Genomic DNA, 16,073 nt, shown 5'->3' with positions numbered 1-16,073 from the left:
CGGCGTCCTAGAAGAAGGTGAACCCGACCTGGAACAGTTTTTCCACGTCCCGGGTACGGCGTTTGTCGATCAGGAACAGAATCACGTGGTCGTTGGGCTCGATCACCAGATCGTCGTGGGCGATCAGTACCTTTTCGCCACGCACGATGGCGCCGATGGTGGTGCCCTCCGGCAGGTCGATGTCCTCGATGGCGCGGCCCACCACCTTGGAGGACTTGGCGTCGCCGTGGGCGATCGCCTCGATGGCTTCCGCCGCGCCACGCCGCAGGGAGTAGACGTTGACCACGTCGCCCCGGCGAACATGGGTGAGCAGGCTGCCGATGGTGGATTGCTGCGGTGAAATGGCGATGTCGATGTCGTGGCCCTGTACCAGATCCACGTAGGCGGGGTTGGCGATCAGCGTCATCACCTTGCGCGCGCCCAGGCGCTTGGCCAGCAGCGAGGCCATGATGTTGGCTTCGTCGTCGTTGGTGAGCGCGCAGAACACGTCGGTGTTCTCGATGTTGGCCTTGAGCAGCTCGTCGCGGTCGGTGCCGAGCCCCTGCAGCACCACGGTGTGGTTGAGCCGCTCGCCGAGCCACTCGGCGCGTTTCGGCGAGCGCTCGATGAGCTTGACGTTGTAGCGGTGCTGGATGCTCTTGGCCAGCCGGTAGCCGATGTTGCCGCCGCCGGCGATCAGGATGCGCTTGTAGTTGTGCTCCAGGCGGCGCAGCTCGCTCATCACCGCGCGGATGTCGTTCTTGGCGGCGATGAAGAACACCTCGTCGTCCGCCTCGATCACCGTGTTGCCTTCCGGGATGATCGGCCGGTTGCGGCGGAAGATGGCCGCCACCCGGGTGTCCACGTTGGGCATGTGCTTGCGAAGTTCGCGCAGCTCGTTGCCCACCAGCGGGCCGCCGTAGTAAGCACGCACCGCCACCAACTGCACCCGACCGGTGGCGAAGTTCACCACCTGCAGGGCGCCGGGGTGTTCGATCAGGCGCTTGATGTAGTCGGTGACCACCTGCTCCGGGCTGATGATCACGTCGATGGGGATGGCGCTTTCGTTGAACAGCTTGTCGGCGCGGCTGGTGTAGTAGGCGGTACGGATGCGGGCGATCTTGGTGGGGGTGCGGAACAGGGTGTAGGCCACCTGGCAGGCGACCATGTTCACTTCGTCGGAGTTGGTCACCGCGATCAGCATGTCGGCGTCTTCGGCGCCGGCGTCCTTGAGCACCCAGGGGTAGCAGCCCATCCCCTGCACGGTGCCGATGTCGAGGCGGTCGCCCAGTTCCCGCAGCCGTTCGCCGTCAATGTCGATGACGGTGATGTCGTTGCGTTCCCCCGCCAGGTTCTCCGCCAGGGTGCCGCCGACCTGGCCGGCCCCCAGAATGATGATCTTCATCGATCGCCTTCTTGTTCATCAGGTCCCGGCGCTTCGTGCTTGCGCAGGCAAGCCAGGTAAAAGCCGTCCGGCCCGTTCTCGCGGGGCAGCAGTTGCCAGCCCGCTTCCACCGCCGGCGCCGCGGGCGGCCGCTCGGTGAGGTCGGCGGCGTCCGGCGTGCGCGCCAGGAACGCCGCTACCTGGCGGTCGTTCTCCTCGCGCAGGACCGAACAGGTGGCGTACACCAGCCGGCCACCGGGCCGCAGAAGCGGCCATAGTGCATCCAGCATGCGCGCTTGTAAATCCACCAGCGGTGGCAGGTCGGCGCGACGCCGGTGCCATTTCACGTCCGGCTGGCGGCGCAGGATGCCGGTGGCGGAGCAGGGGGCGTCCAGCAGGATGGCGTCGAAGGGCTCGCCATCCCACCATTGCGATGGCTCGGCGGCATCGCCGACCCGGGGTTCGGCGTCCACGCCGAGCCGTGCCAGGGTCTCGCGCACCCGCTCCAGGCGCGCCGGTACCTGGTCCAGGGCCACCACCCGGGCATCGGGGAAGGCTTCCAGAATCTGGCCGGTCTTGCCGCCGGGGGCGGCGCAGGCGTCCAGCACCCGCCCGCCGGGCGGCACCGCCAGGCATTCCGCCGGCAGTTGCGCCGCCTCGTCCTGCACCGAAAAAGCACCGGTGTCGAAGCCGGGCAGCGCCGTCACCGGCCGGGGCGGTGTCAGGTAGAGGCTCCAAGGCGCCAGCTCGCCGGGTCGGGCGCCCTCGCCCAGCGCCGCGCGGGCCTGGTCGCGGTCGTGCCGCCGACGGTTCACACGCAGGGTGAACGGCGGCGGCGTCAGGCTCGCCCGGGCCATGTCGTCGGCCTGCTCCGGCCAATCCTCCTGGAACTGCCGCCACAGCCAGTCCGGCAGGGAGCTGGCCACCGCCGGCGGGTAGCCGGCGAAGGCGGTGGCCGCGTCCAGGCGGCTGGCCTTGCGCAGCAGCGCGTTGGTCAGGCCGCTGGCCCAGCCGGCCTTGAGGCGCCGGCACAGCTCCGGGTAGGCGTTCACCACGGCGTGCTGGGGGCGCTCCGTGAACCACAGTTCGTAAAGCCCGCACAGCAGCGCCAGCCGTACCGGCTGCGCCTTGGCCTTGATCGGCTTATCGAGCTGGTCGTTGAGCCATTGATTGAGCGGGCGCAAATAGCGGCACACGCCGAAGCACAGGTCGCGGGTCAGGCCGCCGGCGCTGCCGTCGGGAACGCCCCGGCGCAGTACTTCGCGCAGGCTGGCGCCATCGCCCTGGCCGGGCAGCACGCGGTTGAGGGCGCGTACCGCCGCCAGGCGGGGGTCCGGGCTTTCAGCCAAGGAAGGCTCCTGGTTGGAACAGATCGGGATGGCCACGGCGGATTTCCGCCACGGTCAGGGGTTTCTTGCCGGGCAACTGCAGCCGGGTGAGGCGCACGGCGCCATCGCCGCAGGCCACGATCAGGCCCTCGTCGCTCACCGTGAGGATGCGCCCCGGCTCGGCGTCGTCCACGTCCCCGTGGGCTTCCTCGGCGTCCCACAGGCGCAGCGGCTGGCCGTCCAGCTCCACCCAGGCCACCGGCCAGGGGTTGAAGGCGCGCACCCGGTTAACGATGCCCCGGGCGGGCAGCCCGAAGTCCACCCGGGCGCCGGCCTTGCTCAGCTTGCTGGCGTAGGTCATGCCCTCGTCCGGCTGTGGTTCGGCGCGCTCGAGATAACCGGGCAGGTCGTCGAGCACGGTGCCCAGCAGCCGGGCGCCCTGGGCGGCGAGCCGGTCGTGCAGCTCGCCGCCGGTCTCCCGCTCGCCGATGGGCAGGGCCTCGCTGAGCAGCATGGGGCCGGTGTCCAGGCCGGCGTCCATCTTCATGATGGTGTTGCCGGTCTCGGCGTCGCCGGCCAGGATCGCCCACTGGATCGGCGCCGCGCCGCGCCAGCGCGGCAGCAGCGAGCCGTGCACGTTGACGCAGGCCAGGCGTGGCAGGTCGAGCACCGCCTGGGGGATGATCAGGCCGTAGGCCACCACGATCAGGGCGTCCAGCTCCAGCTCGGCGATTTGCCGCTGGATCGCCTCGTCCTTCAAGGATTCCGGTTGCCAGACCGGCAGGTCGTTGGCCAGCGCCAGCTTCTTCACCGGGCTCTGCACGACTTTCTTGCCGCGCCCGGCGCCCCGGTCGGGCTGGGTGAGCACGGCGGCGATGTCATGGGGACCGTCGATCAGGGCTTGCAGGCTGGCGGCGGCGAAATCCGGGGTGCCGGCGAACGCGATGCGCAGAGGTGAACTGCTCATCCGGCGTTCTGACGGTGGATTTTCTGAAGTTTCTTCTTGATCCGGTCGCGTTTGAGCCGCGACACGTAATCGACGAACAGCTTGCCGTCCAGATGATCGATCTCGTGCTGGATGCAGGTGGCCAGCAGGCCGTCGGTGACGATCTCGAAGGGTTCGCCGTTCCGGTCCAGGGCATTGATGCGCACCTTGGCCGGGCGCTCCACCTTCTCATAGAAGCCGGGTACCGACAGGCAGCCCTCCTCGTAGGGGGCCAGGTCCTCGGTGAGCGGGGTGATCTCCGGGTTGATGAACACCTGGGGCTGGTCCCGCTCCTCGGACACGTCGATCACCAGCACGCGCTGGTGCACGTTCACCTGGGTGGCCGCCAGACCGATCCCGGACGCGTCGTACATGGTCTCGATCATGTCGTCGATCAGTTTGCGAAGCGCGTCATCCACCTGCTCCACCGGTTTTGCTACGGTGCGGAGTCGTGGGTCGGGAAATTCCAATATCTCCAGCTTGGCCATGGGGCTCCTGCGTCTCTTCCAACTGCTTGCCAGCTACTTGTGAAGCTGCTTTAAATTTGGTTGCTAAATCTATGATCGCGTTGCTAATATCCGGTGACGACTGTGTTCGATCCGGGGGTGCGTCCGCCTTGTCGCGGATGCCGATAATCATAAAAGGAATCCGCTGATGATGAAATCGCTGCAGCGAATCCTGTGCCTGGGGGCACTGCTGCTGGCGTCGCTGGCCGCGGCCGACAGCATTCAGCTTCGTGACGGTCATCCCGACGTCTACTACGTCAAGAAGGGCGATACCCTCTGGGATATCAGCGCTCGCTTCCTCGAGAACCCCTGGCAGTGGCCGGAACTCTGGCACGACAACCCGGAGATCGACAACCCGCATTTGATCTACCCCGGCGATGAAATCCGCCTGCTCTGGCAGGATGGCGAGCCGCGCCTGGCCTTGCGCCGGGACGGCAACAGCCGCGCCAAGCTGCCCGATGGCACCATCAAGCTGAGCCCGCGCGCCCGGGAACTGGACCGCGACAGCGCCATCCCCGCCATTCCCATGAGCGCCATTCAGAGCTACCTCAAGGAAGCGCTGGTGGTGACCCGCGAGGAGATCACCTCCGCCCCCTATGTGGTGGGCGGCCAGGATCGCCGGGTGGTTTACGGCATGGGCGACACCGTCTACGCCCGCGACCCGGAGAACCAGTTCGAGAACGCCCCGCCCCGCTACGGCATCTACCGGGTGGGCGAGGAATACGTGGACCCGGAAACCGACGAGGTGCTGGGCTACGAGGCTCGCCAGATCGGCCTGGCCAGCATCACCGGCCACGAGGACGACATGGTGACCATGGAGGTGGTGCGCTCCTCCGAGGACATCCGCGTTGATGACCGGCTGTTCCCGCAACCGGACCGCCGGGTGCGCGCGGTGCTCTACCCCCACGCGCCGGACGAGAAGACCACCGGCCACATCATCCGCTTCTTCGACCGCATCAACAGCGTCGCCCGCAACGACGTGGTGGTGATCAACCTGGGCGAGCGCGAAGGCATGGAGGCCGGCCATGTGCTGGATATCTTCCAGCAGGGCGAACTGGTGCGCGACCGTCAGCGTGACGAAATGGTGCGCCTGCCGCGCACCCGTTCCGGCAGCATGGTGCTGTTCCGGGTCTACGAAAAAGTCAGCTACGGCCTGATCATGGAATCCCTCCGCCCGATCTACATGAAGGACATCGTGGAGAGCCCGGAGGGCAGTTACTGATACCGCGACTGACATCGCTTCAACCGGCGCACAAGGAGGTGCGCGATGGATGGACAACTCCGCCGGCTGGCCCTGAGCGCCGCCTTTTCCCCCGACTCCGCCCGGCTTGGCCGGGCGCTGCGTGAACTCAACCCGGACCGGGATGATTTGCTCCGCTTCGTGCCGCGCCTGAGCGCCGCTGGGCAGGCGCGCCTGCTCCGCGATCCCCGTGTCCTGATGCCGGTGCGCGACAGCCTGGCCGCCCACGGCTGGCGCTGGCTGGCCCTGGGCGACACCGATTACCCGCCGCTGCTGGCCGATCTGGACGACGCCCCCGGGGTGCTGGCGGTGCGCGGTGACCCCGCCGTCCTGAGTGCGCCGCAACTGGCCATGGTTGGCGCCCGTCACGCCTCGGCGGACGGGCTTGATAACGCCCATCGTTTCGCCCGCGCCCTGGCCGGTGCCGGCTTCACCATCACCAGCGGTCTGGCCCTGGGCGTGGACGGCGCCGCCCACCGGGGCGCGCTGGCGGCCCCGGGTCGTACCCTGGCGGTGCTTGGCTGCGGGCCGGACCGCATTTATCCCGCCCGTCACGGGGCTCTGGCCGAGGCTATTGTCGAGGGCGGCGGCGCGGTGATCACGGAATTCGCCCCCGGCGACGGTCCCCTGGCCCGCCACTTCCCCATGCGCAACCGGGTGATCAGCGGGCTCAGCCTGGCCACCATAGTGGTGGAGGCGGCGCCGCGCAGCGGCTCGCTGATCACCGCCCGCACCGCCGCCGAGCAGGGCCGGGAGGTGTTCGCCGTGCCCGGCTCCTTGCACAACCCGTTCAGCAAGGGCTGTCACCGGCTGCTGCGCGATGGCGCCAACTGGCTGGAAAGCGTGGAGGATGTGCTGCAAGCGTTCGGCGACTTCCGCCGCGTGATCGACGACAGCCCCGCCCTGAACACGGATCGGCCGGCGCTGCTCCGGCATTTCACCAGCGGCGTCAACGACCTGGACGCGTTGTGCCGGCGCAGCGGCCTGGGCATGGCGGAGCTGGCCGACCGCCTTGCCGAGCTGGAGCTGGAAGGCCACGTGAAGCGCGCCCGCGGTGGCTACGTGATCCACCGCTGAACTGGCGGCGCACCGGTCGCAGCGGGTATCCTCTCGCCGCATGAAACAGCATCTCGATACGGCCATCCGCATCCTGCGCGCCGGCGGCGTCATCGCCTATCCCACCGAGACCGTATACGGCCTGGGCTGTGATCCCTTTGACGAGGCCGCCGTGACGCGGCTGTTGGCGATCAAGGACCGGCCGGTGGCCAAGGGCCTGATCCTGCTGGCCGCGGATCTCGACCAACTGGACGGGCTGGTGACGCTGACCCCGGCCCAGCACCGCGAGCTGGCGTCGGTGTGGCCGGCGCCGGTGACTTACTTGCTGCCCGCCACCGAGCGGGTGCCGGCCTGGATTCGCGGCACCCACCACAAGGTGGCGGTGCGCGTGGGGCCCCACCCGGTGGCCCGTGCCCTGGCCCGGGGATTGGGCACGCCGCTGGTGTCCACCAGCGCCAACCGCGCCGGGCGCCCGGCGGCCCGCAACCGTTTTCTGGCGGCGCGCAACCTGGGCGCGGACGTGGATTTCGTGGTCACCGGCCAGTGCCACCCGCTGGCCCGCCCCTCCACCATCATCGACCTGGAAAGCGGCCGCGTGCTGCGTTAAGGAGCAAGCAACATGCAAGACGTTTCGCCGGATGCCGTGAAGGCCTGGCTGCTGGATCTGCAGGACCGCATCGTGGCGGAACTGGAGGCGGAAGACGGTGAGGGCCGCTTCATCGAGGACGCCTGGGACCGGGCCGAGGGCGGCGGCGGCCGCAGCCGGGTGTTGGCCGACGGTGCCGTGTTCGAAAAGGCCGGCGTGAACTTTTCCCATGTGTTCGGCGAGCGCCTGCCGCCGTCCGCCTCCGCCCACCGGCCGGAACTGGCGGGCCGATCGTTCCAGGCCATGGGCGTGTCCCTGGTGATCCACCCGCGCAACCCTTATGTGCCCACCAGTCACGCCAATGTGCGTTTCTTTATCGCCGAGAAGGAAGGCGAGGCGCCGGTATGGTGGTTCGGCGGCGGCTTTGACCTGACGCCTTTCTACGGCTACGAAGAGGACGCGGTGGCCTGGCACCGGGTGGCCCGGGACGCTTGCCAGCCGTTCGGCGAGGAGATCTATCCGGAGTTCAAGGCCTGGTGCGATGATTACTTCTTCATCAAGCACCGCGACGAGCCGCGCGGTGTCGGTGGCCTGTTCTTCGACGACTTCAACCGCCTCGGTTTCGAGGACAGCTTCGCGCTGACGCGCGGCATCGGCGATGCTTACATCCGCGCCTACCGGCCCATCGTGGCGCGCCGCAAGGCCACGCCCTTCGGCCAGCGCGAGCGGGATTTCCAGCTCTACCGGCGCGGTCGCTACGTGGAATTCAACCTGGTTTATGACCGGGGCACCCTGTTTGGCTTGCAGTCCGGCGGGCGCACCGAATCCATCCTTATGTCCCTGCCGCCTCTGGTGCGCTGGGATTACGACTGGCGACCGGAAGCGGGCACCCCGGAAGCCGAGCTGTATGAGAAATTCCTGATCCACCGGGAGTGGCTATGAGCGATCGCTACGCTGTGTTCGGCAACCCGGTGAGCCACTCGCGCTCGCCGGACATCCACCATGCCTTCGCCGCCCAGCGTGGCGAGGATCTGGTCTACGAACGCATCGAGGCGCCGGTGGATGGTTTCCCGGCGGCGTTGGCGGCCTTCTTCGACGGTGGCGGTCTCGGCGCCAACGTCACCGTGCCGTTCAAGGAACAAGCCCATGATCTGTGCGGCGAGCTCACCGGGCGGGCCCGCCAGGCCGGCGCGGTGAACACCCTGTGGCGCCGGGACGGCGTGCTGCACGGCGACAACACCGACGGCGCCGGCCTGGTGGCGGACCTGCGCGCCAACCAGGGCTGGGCCCTGGGCGGCAAGCGCCTGCTGGTGCTGGGCGCCGGCGGCGCGGTGCGCGGTGTGCTTGGCCCGCTGCTGGCCCAGGCCCCGGCGGAACTGGTGATCGCCAACCGCACCCTGGCCCGGGCGGAAACCCTGGTGGAACGGTTCGCCGGCCAGGGTGTGGCCCTGCATGCCAGCGCCCTGGATGCCCTGGAAAACCGTTTCGACGTTATCATCAACGCCATCTCCGCCGGTCTGCACGGTGACATGCCGGCCCTGCCGGATGGCCTGGTGGGCGACGCCACCGTGGCCTACGACATGGTCTACGGCGCCCGCCCCACCCCGTTCATGGAGTGGGCCGGGGCCGCCGGCGCGGCGGCGGTGCGCGATGGCCTGGGCATGCTGGTGGAACAGGCCGCCGAGGCGTTCCTGGTGTGGCGCGGCTGGCGACCGGACACGGCGCCGGTGCTGGCGTCGCTGCGTCGTGGCTGAAAGCCGGTTTTTTACAACTTTTGCCGTCCGCGCGCTGGCGGCGCCGCGGGCTTCGCGGTGAAATGCGCACACGGGCGCCGCTGAGCGCCCGATTTTTTGGGATTGGCCGGCGGCCTGTCCGTCCTGCCTTGCCCTTCCGCCTTGCGCCGCGCCGGCGGCGATTGCTTGCCCGTTTGTTGCTCGTGGAGGGACGCCATGCGTTCAGTGTTTCGTGCCCTGGTTCTGGCCGGCTGTCTGGCGCCGTCCCTGGGCCTGGCCAATACTTTCGGTTTTTCCTGGGATAACGACCTGTTTCTGGGGCAGGACAAGAACTACACCAATGGCGTGCGCCTGAGCTGGGTCGGCGATGGCCAGGCCGATTGCGAAAAGAACGGCGGTTTCACCTGTGGCGTGGCGCGCACCCTGGACCCGCTGCCCGGCGTGTCCGCCGCCGACGAGCGCCACGCGCTCACCGTGAGCCTGCAGCAAATCATGATCACGCCGTCGGACATCGAGCGCAAAACCCCCGATTACAATGATCTGCCCTATGTAGGCTACGCCAACCTGGAAGTCGGGCTGTTCAGTTGGGACCGCAAGAATCTGTTTGGTTACGGGCTGCGCGGTGGCGTGGTGGGGCCGGATTCGGGGGCCGAGAACAGCCAGAGGGTGGTGCACCGCATCACCGGCTCCAACGAGCCCCAGGGCTGGGACAACCAGCTCGGCCCGGACGCCGTCGGCGGCGCCTGGTTCCTGCATGCCCACCGGCTGCTGCGCAACACCGGCGACAATGGCTACCAGACAGAGCTCGGCACCGCCTGGGGCATCGACGCCAACAACTTCGACGGCAATGCCCAGGCCGGCGGTTTTATCCGCTTTGGCCGCAATCTGCCGGGCAATTTCATTCCCGATTACGCCGGCATCGGCACCGCCGGCTCCCTGGTCGGCCTGTTCGACAACCCGGGCTTCGGCTGGGAAGTGTTCCTGGGCGCCGCCGGCCAGTACAACGCCTACTCCTACATCGAGGAACACGCCGACCGCTACGACATCGAGACCCGGGATTTCACCGGCACCCTGATCACCGGGTTTGGCCTGCGCAACAGCGGGTTCAGCTTCACCCTGACGCTGCAGACCTCCACCTCGCCGATCCGCGACAGTAATGACCCGTTGAGCTTCGGCAACATGTCCTTCATGTGGGCGATCTGAAGCCGCTCCTACAGCGGCTATCACCGACGTCAGGGGTTCAGATACTGGTCCTTGAGCTTCACGTAGTTGCCGGCCACATAGGGCAGAAAGCGCACTTCCTGCTCGGTGAGCTCGCGTACCGGCCGAGCCGGGCGGCCCCGATACAGCCAGCCGGATTGCAGCCGCTTACCCGGGCTCACCAGGCTGCCGGCGGCCAGCATCACGTCGCTCTCCACCACGGCGCCGTCCATGATCATGGTCTGCATGCCGATCATCACCCGGTCGCCCACGGTGCAGCCGTGCAGCATGGCCTGATGGCCGATGGTCACGTCGGCGCCGATCTCCAGCGGGAAGCCACCCGGATTGAACTCGGAAGCGTGTGTGATGTGCAGCACCGCGTTATCCTGGATGCTGGTGCGCGCGCCCACGCGGATGCGGTGCATGTCGCCGCGCACCACGGCTCCCGGCCACAGTGAGCAGTCGTCGCCCAGTGTCACGTCACCGATCACGGTGGCGGCCGGGTCCACGTAGACCCGCTCGCCGAGGTCCGGTGCCTTGTCTTCGAAGGGGCGAATCCCCATTTCGATACTCCTGAAGTTGCGTTTACCCGTTTATACCGAGAGGTCCCATGAGCCACAATCCGTTGATCGATTATCCGGATCTGCCGCCGTTTTCCGAGATTCGCCCCGAGCACGTCAAGCCGGCGGTGGAAACCCTGGTGGAGGCCGGTCGCGAACGCATCCGCGAGGTGCTGGCCAAGGGCGACTTCAGCTACCGCGCCTTGGAGCAGACCCTGGCCGAGGAGGATGATCGGCTGAGCAAGGCGTTCGGGCCGGTGGGGCACCTCAATGCCGTGGCCCAGAACGAGGCCCTGCGCGAAGCCTACAACGCCTGCCTGCCGCTGCTCAGCGAGTACGGCACCGAGGTGGGCCAGAACGCGGAACTGTTCGCCGCCTACCAGGCGCTGCGCGAAAGCGAGGAATTCCAGCGCCTCGACCCCGCCCGGCAAAAGGACATCGACAACACCCTGCGTGATTTCCGGCTGTCCGGCGTGGCGTTGTCCGGTGGGCAGAAAAAGCAGTACATGGAGAACGCCAAGCGCCTCTCCGAGCTCACCACCCGCTATGAGAACAACCTGTTGGACGCCACCCAGGCGTGGAAGAAGCACATCACCGATGAAAGCGAGCTGGACGGCGTGCCGGAAACCGCCCTGGCCGGCGCCGCCGACCGCGCCCGCGCCGAGGGCCTGGAGCAAGGCTGGCTGCTGACCCTGGACGTGCCGGTGTTCCTGGCGGTGATGAGCCACGCCCGCAACCGCGCCCTGCGCGAGGAAATGTACCGGGCCTTCACCACGCGAGCCTCCGACCAGGGCCCCCAGGCCGGTGAGTACGACAACGCCGCCATCATGGATGAGATCCTCAAGCTGCGTCATGAGCAGGCCAACCTGCTCGGTTTCGCCAACTACGCCGAGGAATCCCTGGCCACCAAGATGGCCCGGGACGTGGACGAGGTGATGGGCTTCCTGCACGACCTGGCGCGCCGCTCCAAGCCCCAGGCGGAAAAGGAGCTGGCGGAGCTGAAGGCGTTCGCCGCTGAGCAGGGCGCCGACGATCTGCAACCCTGGGATCTGGGCTTCTGGAGCGAGCGGCTCCGCGAGGCCCGCTACGACCTCTCCGAGGAGGCGTTGCGGCCCTGGTTCCCGGCGGAAACCGTGATTGACGGCATGTTCCAGGTGGTCGGCAAGCTGTTCGGCATTCGCTTCCGCTCCCGGGACGACGTGGACACCTGGCACCCGGACGTGCGCTTCTACGAATTGGTGGACGATGACGGCACCGTGCGCGCCGCCTTCTACCTGGATATGTACGCGCGCACCGGCAAGCGCGGCGGCGCCTGGATGGACGACGCGCGCATCCGCCGGCGCCGGCTGGACGGCGCCCTGCAGACCCCGGTGGCCTACCTGACCTGCAACTTCGCGCCGCCGGCCGGCGGCAAGCCCGGCCTGCTCACCCATGATGAGGTGGTGACCCTGTTCCACGAGTTCGGCCACGGCCTGCACCACATGCTCACCGAACAGGACGTGCCGGGCATCTCCGGTATCAACGGCGTGGCCTGGGACGCGGTGGAGCTGCCCAGCCAGTTCCTGGAAAACTGGTGCTGGACCGAGGAGGGCCTGGCGCTGATCTCCGGTCACTACGAGACCGGCGAACCGCTGCCCAAGGACATGCTCGACAAGATGCTGGCGGCGAAAAATTTCCAGAGCGCCATGGGCATGATGCGGCAACTGGAATTCTCCCTGTTCGACATGCGGCTGCACGCCGAGTACCGGGAGGGGATGAGCATTCAGAAGGTGCTCGATGAAGTGCGCGAGGAGGTGTCGGTGGTCAAGCCGCCGGCGTTCAACCGCTTCCAGAACGGCTTCGCGCACATCTTCGCCGGTGGCTACGCGGCGGGCTATTACAGCTACAAATGGGCGGAGGTGCTGTCCTGCGACGCCTACTCCCGGTTCGAGGAAGAAGGGCCCTTCAACGCTGATACCGGCCGGGATTTCCGCGAGAAGATCCTGGCCCGGGGCGGCAGCCAGGAGCCCATGGAGTTGTTCGTGGCGTTCCGTGGCCGCGAACCCAGCGTCGAGCCGTTGCTGCGTCACAGCGGCATCGAAGGCTGAGCCGCACCATGAAACGTCAGTTCATCGCCGGCGCCGCCTGCCCGTCCTGCGGCGCCGTCGACCGTATTCAGCGCTGCAGCGAGGGCGACACCATCTGGATGGAATGCGTCGCCTGCGGCATGGTGCGCAATCTTGATGAGAAGCCGGCGACCACCGACGCCAATGAACAGCCGGTGACCCTGCGAGGGCCGAAAACACCGAACTAGGGAGGAAGGACGATGACGCGACCCCGTGTCGATGACCCGCTGACCCTGCACCTGGGGCGCGAGGAACTGATCATCCGGCGGCGCTATGAGACGCTCAGTATCGTCAACGACTTCCTGATCGCCATCTGGTTTTTATTGGGCAGTGTTTTCTTTCTTTATCCGAGCCTGGAGAAGCCCGCGGCCTGGCTGTTCATCGTTGGCAGCTTCCAGTTCCTGATCCGGCCCACCCTGCGGCTGATCAGTCATATTCACCTGCAGCGGCTGCCGGAGAGCAGCTGGGAACGTTAGCGTCCTGGCCCGTGATCGCGGAGCGCCTGGCCGCGCCTACCGGATAAAACCGGTCTTCAGACCCGCCGTGGTGCGCGCCATTTCCCGGCGCAGCCAGGGCACCCGGTCCATGGCCGGGAACAGCGTGTCGCGCAGGGCCGGCACCAGGCGGCCATGGGACTGGAATGCCGGTGTCAGCCAGCGGCTCATGCGCTGGTAAAAGCGGATCCCGCCCCGCCGGGCGCGGTGATAGCGGGCCCAGACCCCGGGCCAGTCACTGCTGGCCGCCACCGCCGCCGCCAGCTCACGGGCGTCCAGCAGCGCCATGTTGGCGCCCTGGCCCAGTTGCGGGCTCATGGCGTGGGCGGCATCGCCCAGAAAGCCCAGCCGCCCGGCGCCCCAGCGGCGCATGATCACATCCCGATAGGTAGCCACCAGCAGGTCCGAGGGCGCGCTCAACCCTTCCAGCACCGGCGCCAGCCGGGGCCAGATTCGCAACGCCTGTTCCCGCCAGGCATTGAAATCCACCTCGCCGGCCCGCCAGCGTGTCAATTCCGTGACCGGCAGGCTCCAGAAGAAGCTCACCAGATCCTGGTCCGGTGCCGCCGGCGAGCGCCCGGTGGGGAGCAGTCCGGCCATGGTGTGGGCGCCCTGGTAGCGCTGGCTGAGCCGGTCATGGTCCAGTTCCGCCACCATCGGCCGCATGGCCCAGATCGCGCCCCAGGGGTAGCGGCGGTCATAGCGCACCCAGGCCGGCGGGCGCAGCCGGCTGTGGCTGCCGTTGGCCACCAGCACCGCGTCGAAGGGGCGGCGCTCATGGTGCCCTTGCCGGTCCAGGTCCAGCCAGGCGCGGTCGTCGACGGGGGCCACGGCGAGCACCCGGGTGCCGGTGAGCCGCTCGTGGGGGTGCGCCTGAAGCGCCTCGTCCAGGGTGTGGCAGAGGCTGGCCCGGTGCACGCCGAGGCCCTCCATGCCGGGGGCCAGGCTTTGGTAGTGGACCCGCATCACGGTGCGGCCTTCCGGGGTGTCGCCGAACAGGCCGTGGATCGGCGCGCCACGTTCGCGGATCGGACCCGCCAGGCCCATTTCCGTGAGCACGGCCAGGCCCGACGGCTGCAACAGCAGGCCGGCGCCCACCGGCGCGGGCGCCGGGGCCTGCTCGATCAGGGTGACGCGGTGGCCTTGGCGGGCCAGGAGACAGGCGCTGGCCAGGCCGGCGGTGCCGGCGCCGACCACGGCGATGGTTTGCGGCTTCATGGCGGCGTCAGTGCGGGGACCAGCTCATCTGGCTCAGTGAATACACGAAGAACCCGGCGCCGATCAGCGCCAGCACCATCAGCACCGTGGCGATGATGCCCAGCACCAGCCCGGCGGTGGTCTGGCCACGGCCCTCGGGGTCCATCTCGCCCCGGTTCATTGCGCCCAGATCCCGTGCCGCCAGGATCCAGGCCACGGTGCCGATCGGCGCGAACACCAGCATCCCCAGCAACCCCATGACCAGCACGGCGGTGCCCCGGTGCGGGCGCAGGGCGGTGTTGGTGGCGGCGGCGTGCGCCGTGGTGGTTGGCACCGGCGCCGCCGGACGCTCCACGAACGCCGCCGCCAGCATCAGGCCGGTCACCGAGACGCCCAGCACGAAGTGCACCGAGGACACCAGAAGGCCGTACATGTCCCAGCTGAAGGAGCCGCTGCCGGCCAGATCCATCAGCACGGTCATGGTGAAGACGATGAACACCGACTGCAGCAGCATCAGAATGCAGGCGATGATCACCAGCATCGCGGCCTTGGGCGCCCGTTTGTGGAAGACGATGCCCAGCACGATGCCCACCAGCGCGGGGATCACCAGGGGCAGGATGGCCGTTAGGCTGGAAAGCAGGGAGGACATGGCGTGAATCTCCTTGGCGGCTGAATCGCGGAAACATACCGGTCCCCATGGCGGTTGTCATGGAAGACCGCCACGGAATTCATAAACAAACCATAAAAAAGCCCCGCCGGAGCGGGGCTTTGGAGTGACGGCAACGAAGTAGCAACAACAAACGTAGCAACAACAAACTGGAGAAAACAGCGCAAGGCTTACTTTTCGACGAAAGCGCGCTCGATCACGTATTCGTGCATCTTGCCGCCTCGGGACTCCTGGAAGCCCCAGTCGTCGAGAATGGCGGTGAGGTCCTTGAGCATGGCCGGGCTGCCGCACAGCATGAAGCGGTCCTCGTCCAGATTCGGTTTCGGCAGGTTAAGATCCTCATAGATCTTGCCGGACGTCATCAGGTCGGTGAGCCGGCCCTTGTTGCGGTAGGGCTCGCGGGTCACCGTGGGGTAATACAGCAACTGGTCGCGGATGATCTCGCCGAAGAATTCGTTGTTCGGCAGCTCCTGCTCGATGATGTCCTTGTAGGCCAGCTCCGAGGTATAGCGCACCCCGTGGGTGAGGATCACCTGATCGAATTTCTCGTAGATCTCCGGGTCCTTGATGATGCTCATGAACGGCGCCAGGCCGGTGCCGGTGGACAGCAGCCACAGGCGCTTGCCGGGCAGAAGATGATCCGCCACCAGGGTGCCGGTGGGCTTGCGGCTCACGTAGATCTTGTCGCCGGGCTGGATCTTCTGCAGCTGGGAGGTGAGCGGGCCGTCCGGCACCTTGATGCTGAAGAACTCCAGCTCTTCCTCATAGTTGGCGCTGGCGATGGAGTAGGCGCGCAGCAACGGGCGACCGCCGTCCTGCTCCAGGCCGATCATGGTGAAGTGGCCGTTCTTGAACCGGAAACCCGGGTCACGGCTGGTGGTGAAGCTGAACAGCGTGTCATTCCAATGGTGCACGCTGGTGACGGTTTCAGTATTCAAATTTGACATAAGCTAATACGCTTTTATTCCGAAATCTCCAGTTGGCGAGAATGTAACCACTTCATGGATATCGGTAAAATGGGTAATTCCGATATTTCATATTGACAGCATCGAT

17 protein-coding genes are annotated in these 16,073 nt (G+C 67.3%); 9 read left to right on the top strand and 8 right to left on the bottom strand.

Annotation, left to right across the window (positions count from 1 at the left end; all coding sequences use genetic code 11):
• Positions 1-7: 7 nt before the first annotated feature.
• From trkA to def, 4 genes are read right to left on the bottom strand one after another with little or no spacing between them, the layout of a single operon-like run.
• On the bottom strand, positions 8-1,384 hold the full coding sequence (trkA, locus tag ACLD02_RS00720) for a Trk system potassium transporter TrkA (protein WP_203105409.1): 1,377 nt from the start codon (positions 1,382-1,384) through the stop codon (positions 8-10).
• Positions 1,381-2,712 (bottom strand): 16S rRNA (cytosine(967)-C(5))-methyltransferase RsmB, encoded by a 1,332-nt coding sequence (rsmB, locus tag ACLD02_RS00715; protein WP_410297699.1) that lies wholly within the window; start codon positions 2,710-2,712, stop codon positions 1,381-1,383. Before rsmB ends, trkA begins: the two co-directional genes overlap by 4 nt.
• Positions 2,705-3,658 (bottom strand): methionyl-tRNA formyltransferase, encoded by a 954-nt coding sequence (gene fmt, locus ACLD02_RS00710; RefSeq protein WP_203105411.1) that lies wholly within the window; start codon positions 3,656-3,658, stop codon positions 2,705-2,707. Before fmt ends, rsmB begins: the two co-directional genes overlap by 8 nt.
• Positions 3,655-4,164, bottom strand: a complete 510-nt coding sequence (def, locus tag ACLD02_RS00705; RefSeq protein WP_203105412.1) for a peptide deformylase — start codon at positions 4,162-4,164, stop codon at positions 3,655-3,657. The genes fmt and def overlap by 4 nt, the downstream gene beginning before the upstream one ends.
• 166 nt (positions 4,165-4,330) lie before the next feature.
• Here def and ACLD02_RS00700 point away from each other — a divergent pair, with 166 nt between their 5' ends.
• The 6 genes from ACLD02_RS00700 to ACLD02_RS00675 all read left to right on the top strand — a co-directional run bounded on the left by ACLD02_RS00700 (position 4,331) and on the right by ACLD02_RS00675 (position 10,000).
• Positions 4,331-5,404: a LysM peptidoglycan-binding domain-containing protein gene (locus tag ACLD02_RS00700; RefSeq protein ID WP_203105413.1), complete on the top strand. Its 1,074-nt coding sequence runs from the start codon at positions 4,331-4,333 to the stop codon at positions 5,402-5,404.
• A gap of 45 nt (positions 5,405-5,449) precedes the next feature.
• Positions 5,450-6,499 carry a DNA-processing protein DprA gene (gene dprA, locus ACLD02_RS00695; protein WP_410297698.1) on the top strand — a complete coding sequence of 350 codons (1,050 nt, stop codon included), beginning with the start codon at positions 5,450-5,452 and terminating at the stop codon, positions 6,497-6,499.
• A 40-nt stretch (positions 6,500-6,539) separates the two neighbouring features.
• A complete protein-coding gene (locus ACLD02_RS00690; protein ID WP_410297697.1) occupies positions 6,540-7,085 on the top strand; it encodes an L-threonylcarbamoyladenylate synthase in 546 nt (181 codons plus the stop codon).
• A gap of 12 nt (positions 7,086-7,097) precedes the next feature.
• Positions 7,098-8,006 (top strand): oxygen-dependent coproporphyrinogen oxidase, encoded by a 909-nt coding sequence (hemF, locus tag ACLD02_RS00685; RefSeq protein WP_203105416.1) that lies wholly within the window; start codon positions 7,098-7,100, stop codon positions 8,004-8,006.
• Positions 8,003-8,818 carry a shikimate dehydrogenase gene (gene aroE / locus ACLD02_RS00680; RefSeq protein ID WP_410297696.1) on the top strand — a complete coding sequence of 272 codons (816 nt, stop codon included), beginning with the start codon at positions 8,003-8,005 and terminating at the stop codon, positions 8,816-8,818. The genes hemF and aroE overlap by 4 nt, the downstream gene beginning before the upstream one ends.
• A gap of 195 nt (positions 8,819-9,013) precedes the next feature.
• Entirely contained in the window at positions 9,014-10,000 is a 987-nt protein-coding gene (locus ACLD02_RS00675) for a lipid A deacylase LpxR family protein (protein ID WP_203105418.1), read from the top strand.
• A gap of 29 nt (positions 10,001-10,029) precedes the next feature.
• On the opposite strand, the gene ACLD02_RS00670 is transcribed toward ACLD02_RS00675, so the two are convergent.
• Entirely contained in the window at positions 10,030-10,560 is a 531-nt protein-coding gene (locus ACLD02_RS00670) for a gamma carbonic anhydrase family protein (protein WP_203105419.1), read from the bottom strand.
• A 47-nt stretch (positions 10,561-10,607) separates the two neighbouring features.
• Between ACLD02_RS00670 and prlC the strand changes: the two genes are divergently transcribed.
• The 3 genes from prlC to ACLD02_RS00655 are packed head-to-tail and all read left to right on the top strand — an operon-like array spanning position 10,608 to position 13,138.
• Positions 10,608-12,644, top strand: coding sequence for an oligopeptidase A (prlC, locus tag ACLD02_RS00665; RefSeq protein WP_410297695.1), 2,037 nt, complete (start codon positions 10,608-10,610; stop codon positions 12,642-12,644).
• Between the two features lie 8 nt (positions 12,645-12,652).
• On the top strand, positions 12,653-12,850 hold the full coding sequence (locus tag ACLD02_RS00660) for a YheV family putative metal-binding protein (protein ID WP_410297694.1): 198 nt from the start codon (positions 12,653-12,655) through the stop codon (positions 12,848-12,850).
• Between the two features lie 12 nt (positions 12,851-12,862).
• Positions 12,863-13,138, top strand: coding sequence for a YrhK family protein (locus ACLD02_RS00655; protein ID WP_203105422.1), 276 nt, complete (start codon positions 12,863-12,865; stop codon positions 13,136-13,138).
• A 36-nt stretch (positions 13,139-13,174) separates the two neighbouring features.
• Here ACLD02_RS00655 and ACLD02_RS00650 read toward each other — a convergent pair whose 3' ends face one another.
• The 3 genes from ACLD02_RS00650 to ACLD02_RS00640 form a co-directional block, all read right to left on the bottom strand.
• Positions 13,175-14,374: an FAD-dependent oxidoreductase gene (locus ACLD02_RS00650; protein ID WP_410297693.1), complete on the bottom strand. Its 1,200-nt coding sequence runs from the start codon at positions 14,372-14,374 to the stop codon at positions 13,175-13,177.
• A 7-nt stretch (positions 14,375-14,381) separates the two neighbouring features.
• Positions 14,382-15,002, bottom strand: a complete 621-nt coding sequence (locus ACLD02_RS00645) for a hypothetical protein (RefSeq protein ID WP_203105424.1) — start codon at positions 15,000-15,002, stop codon at positions 14,382-14,384.
• A 188-nt stretch (positions 15,003-15,190) separates the two neighbouring features.
• A complete protein-coding gene (locus ACLD02_RS00640) occupies positions 15,191-15,967 on the bottom strand; it encodes a ferredoxin--NADP reductase (protein WP_203105425.1) in 777 nt (258 codons plus the stop codon).
• Between the last annotated feature and the right edge of the window lie 106 nt (positions 15,968-16,073).

Origin of the sequence: Alloalcanivorax sp. C16-2, from assembly GCF_046507615.1 — a bacterium.
Taxonomy (GTDB): Bacteria; Pseudomonadota; Gammaproteobacteria; order Pseudomonadales; family Alcanivoracaceae; genus Alloalcanivorax; species Alloalcanivorax marinus_A.
Note: the sequence above shows the minus strand (reverse complement) of the source record. Positions and strands in the feature narration are given on the sequence as shown.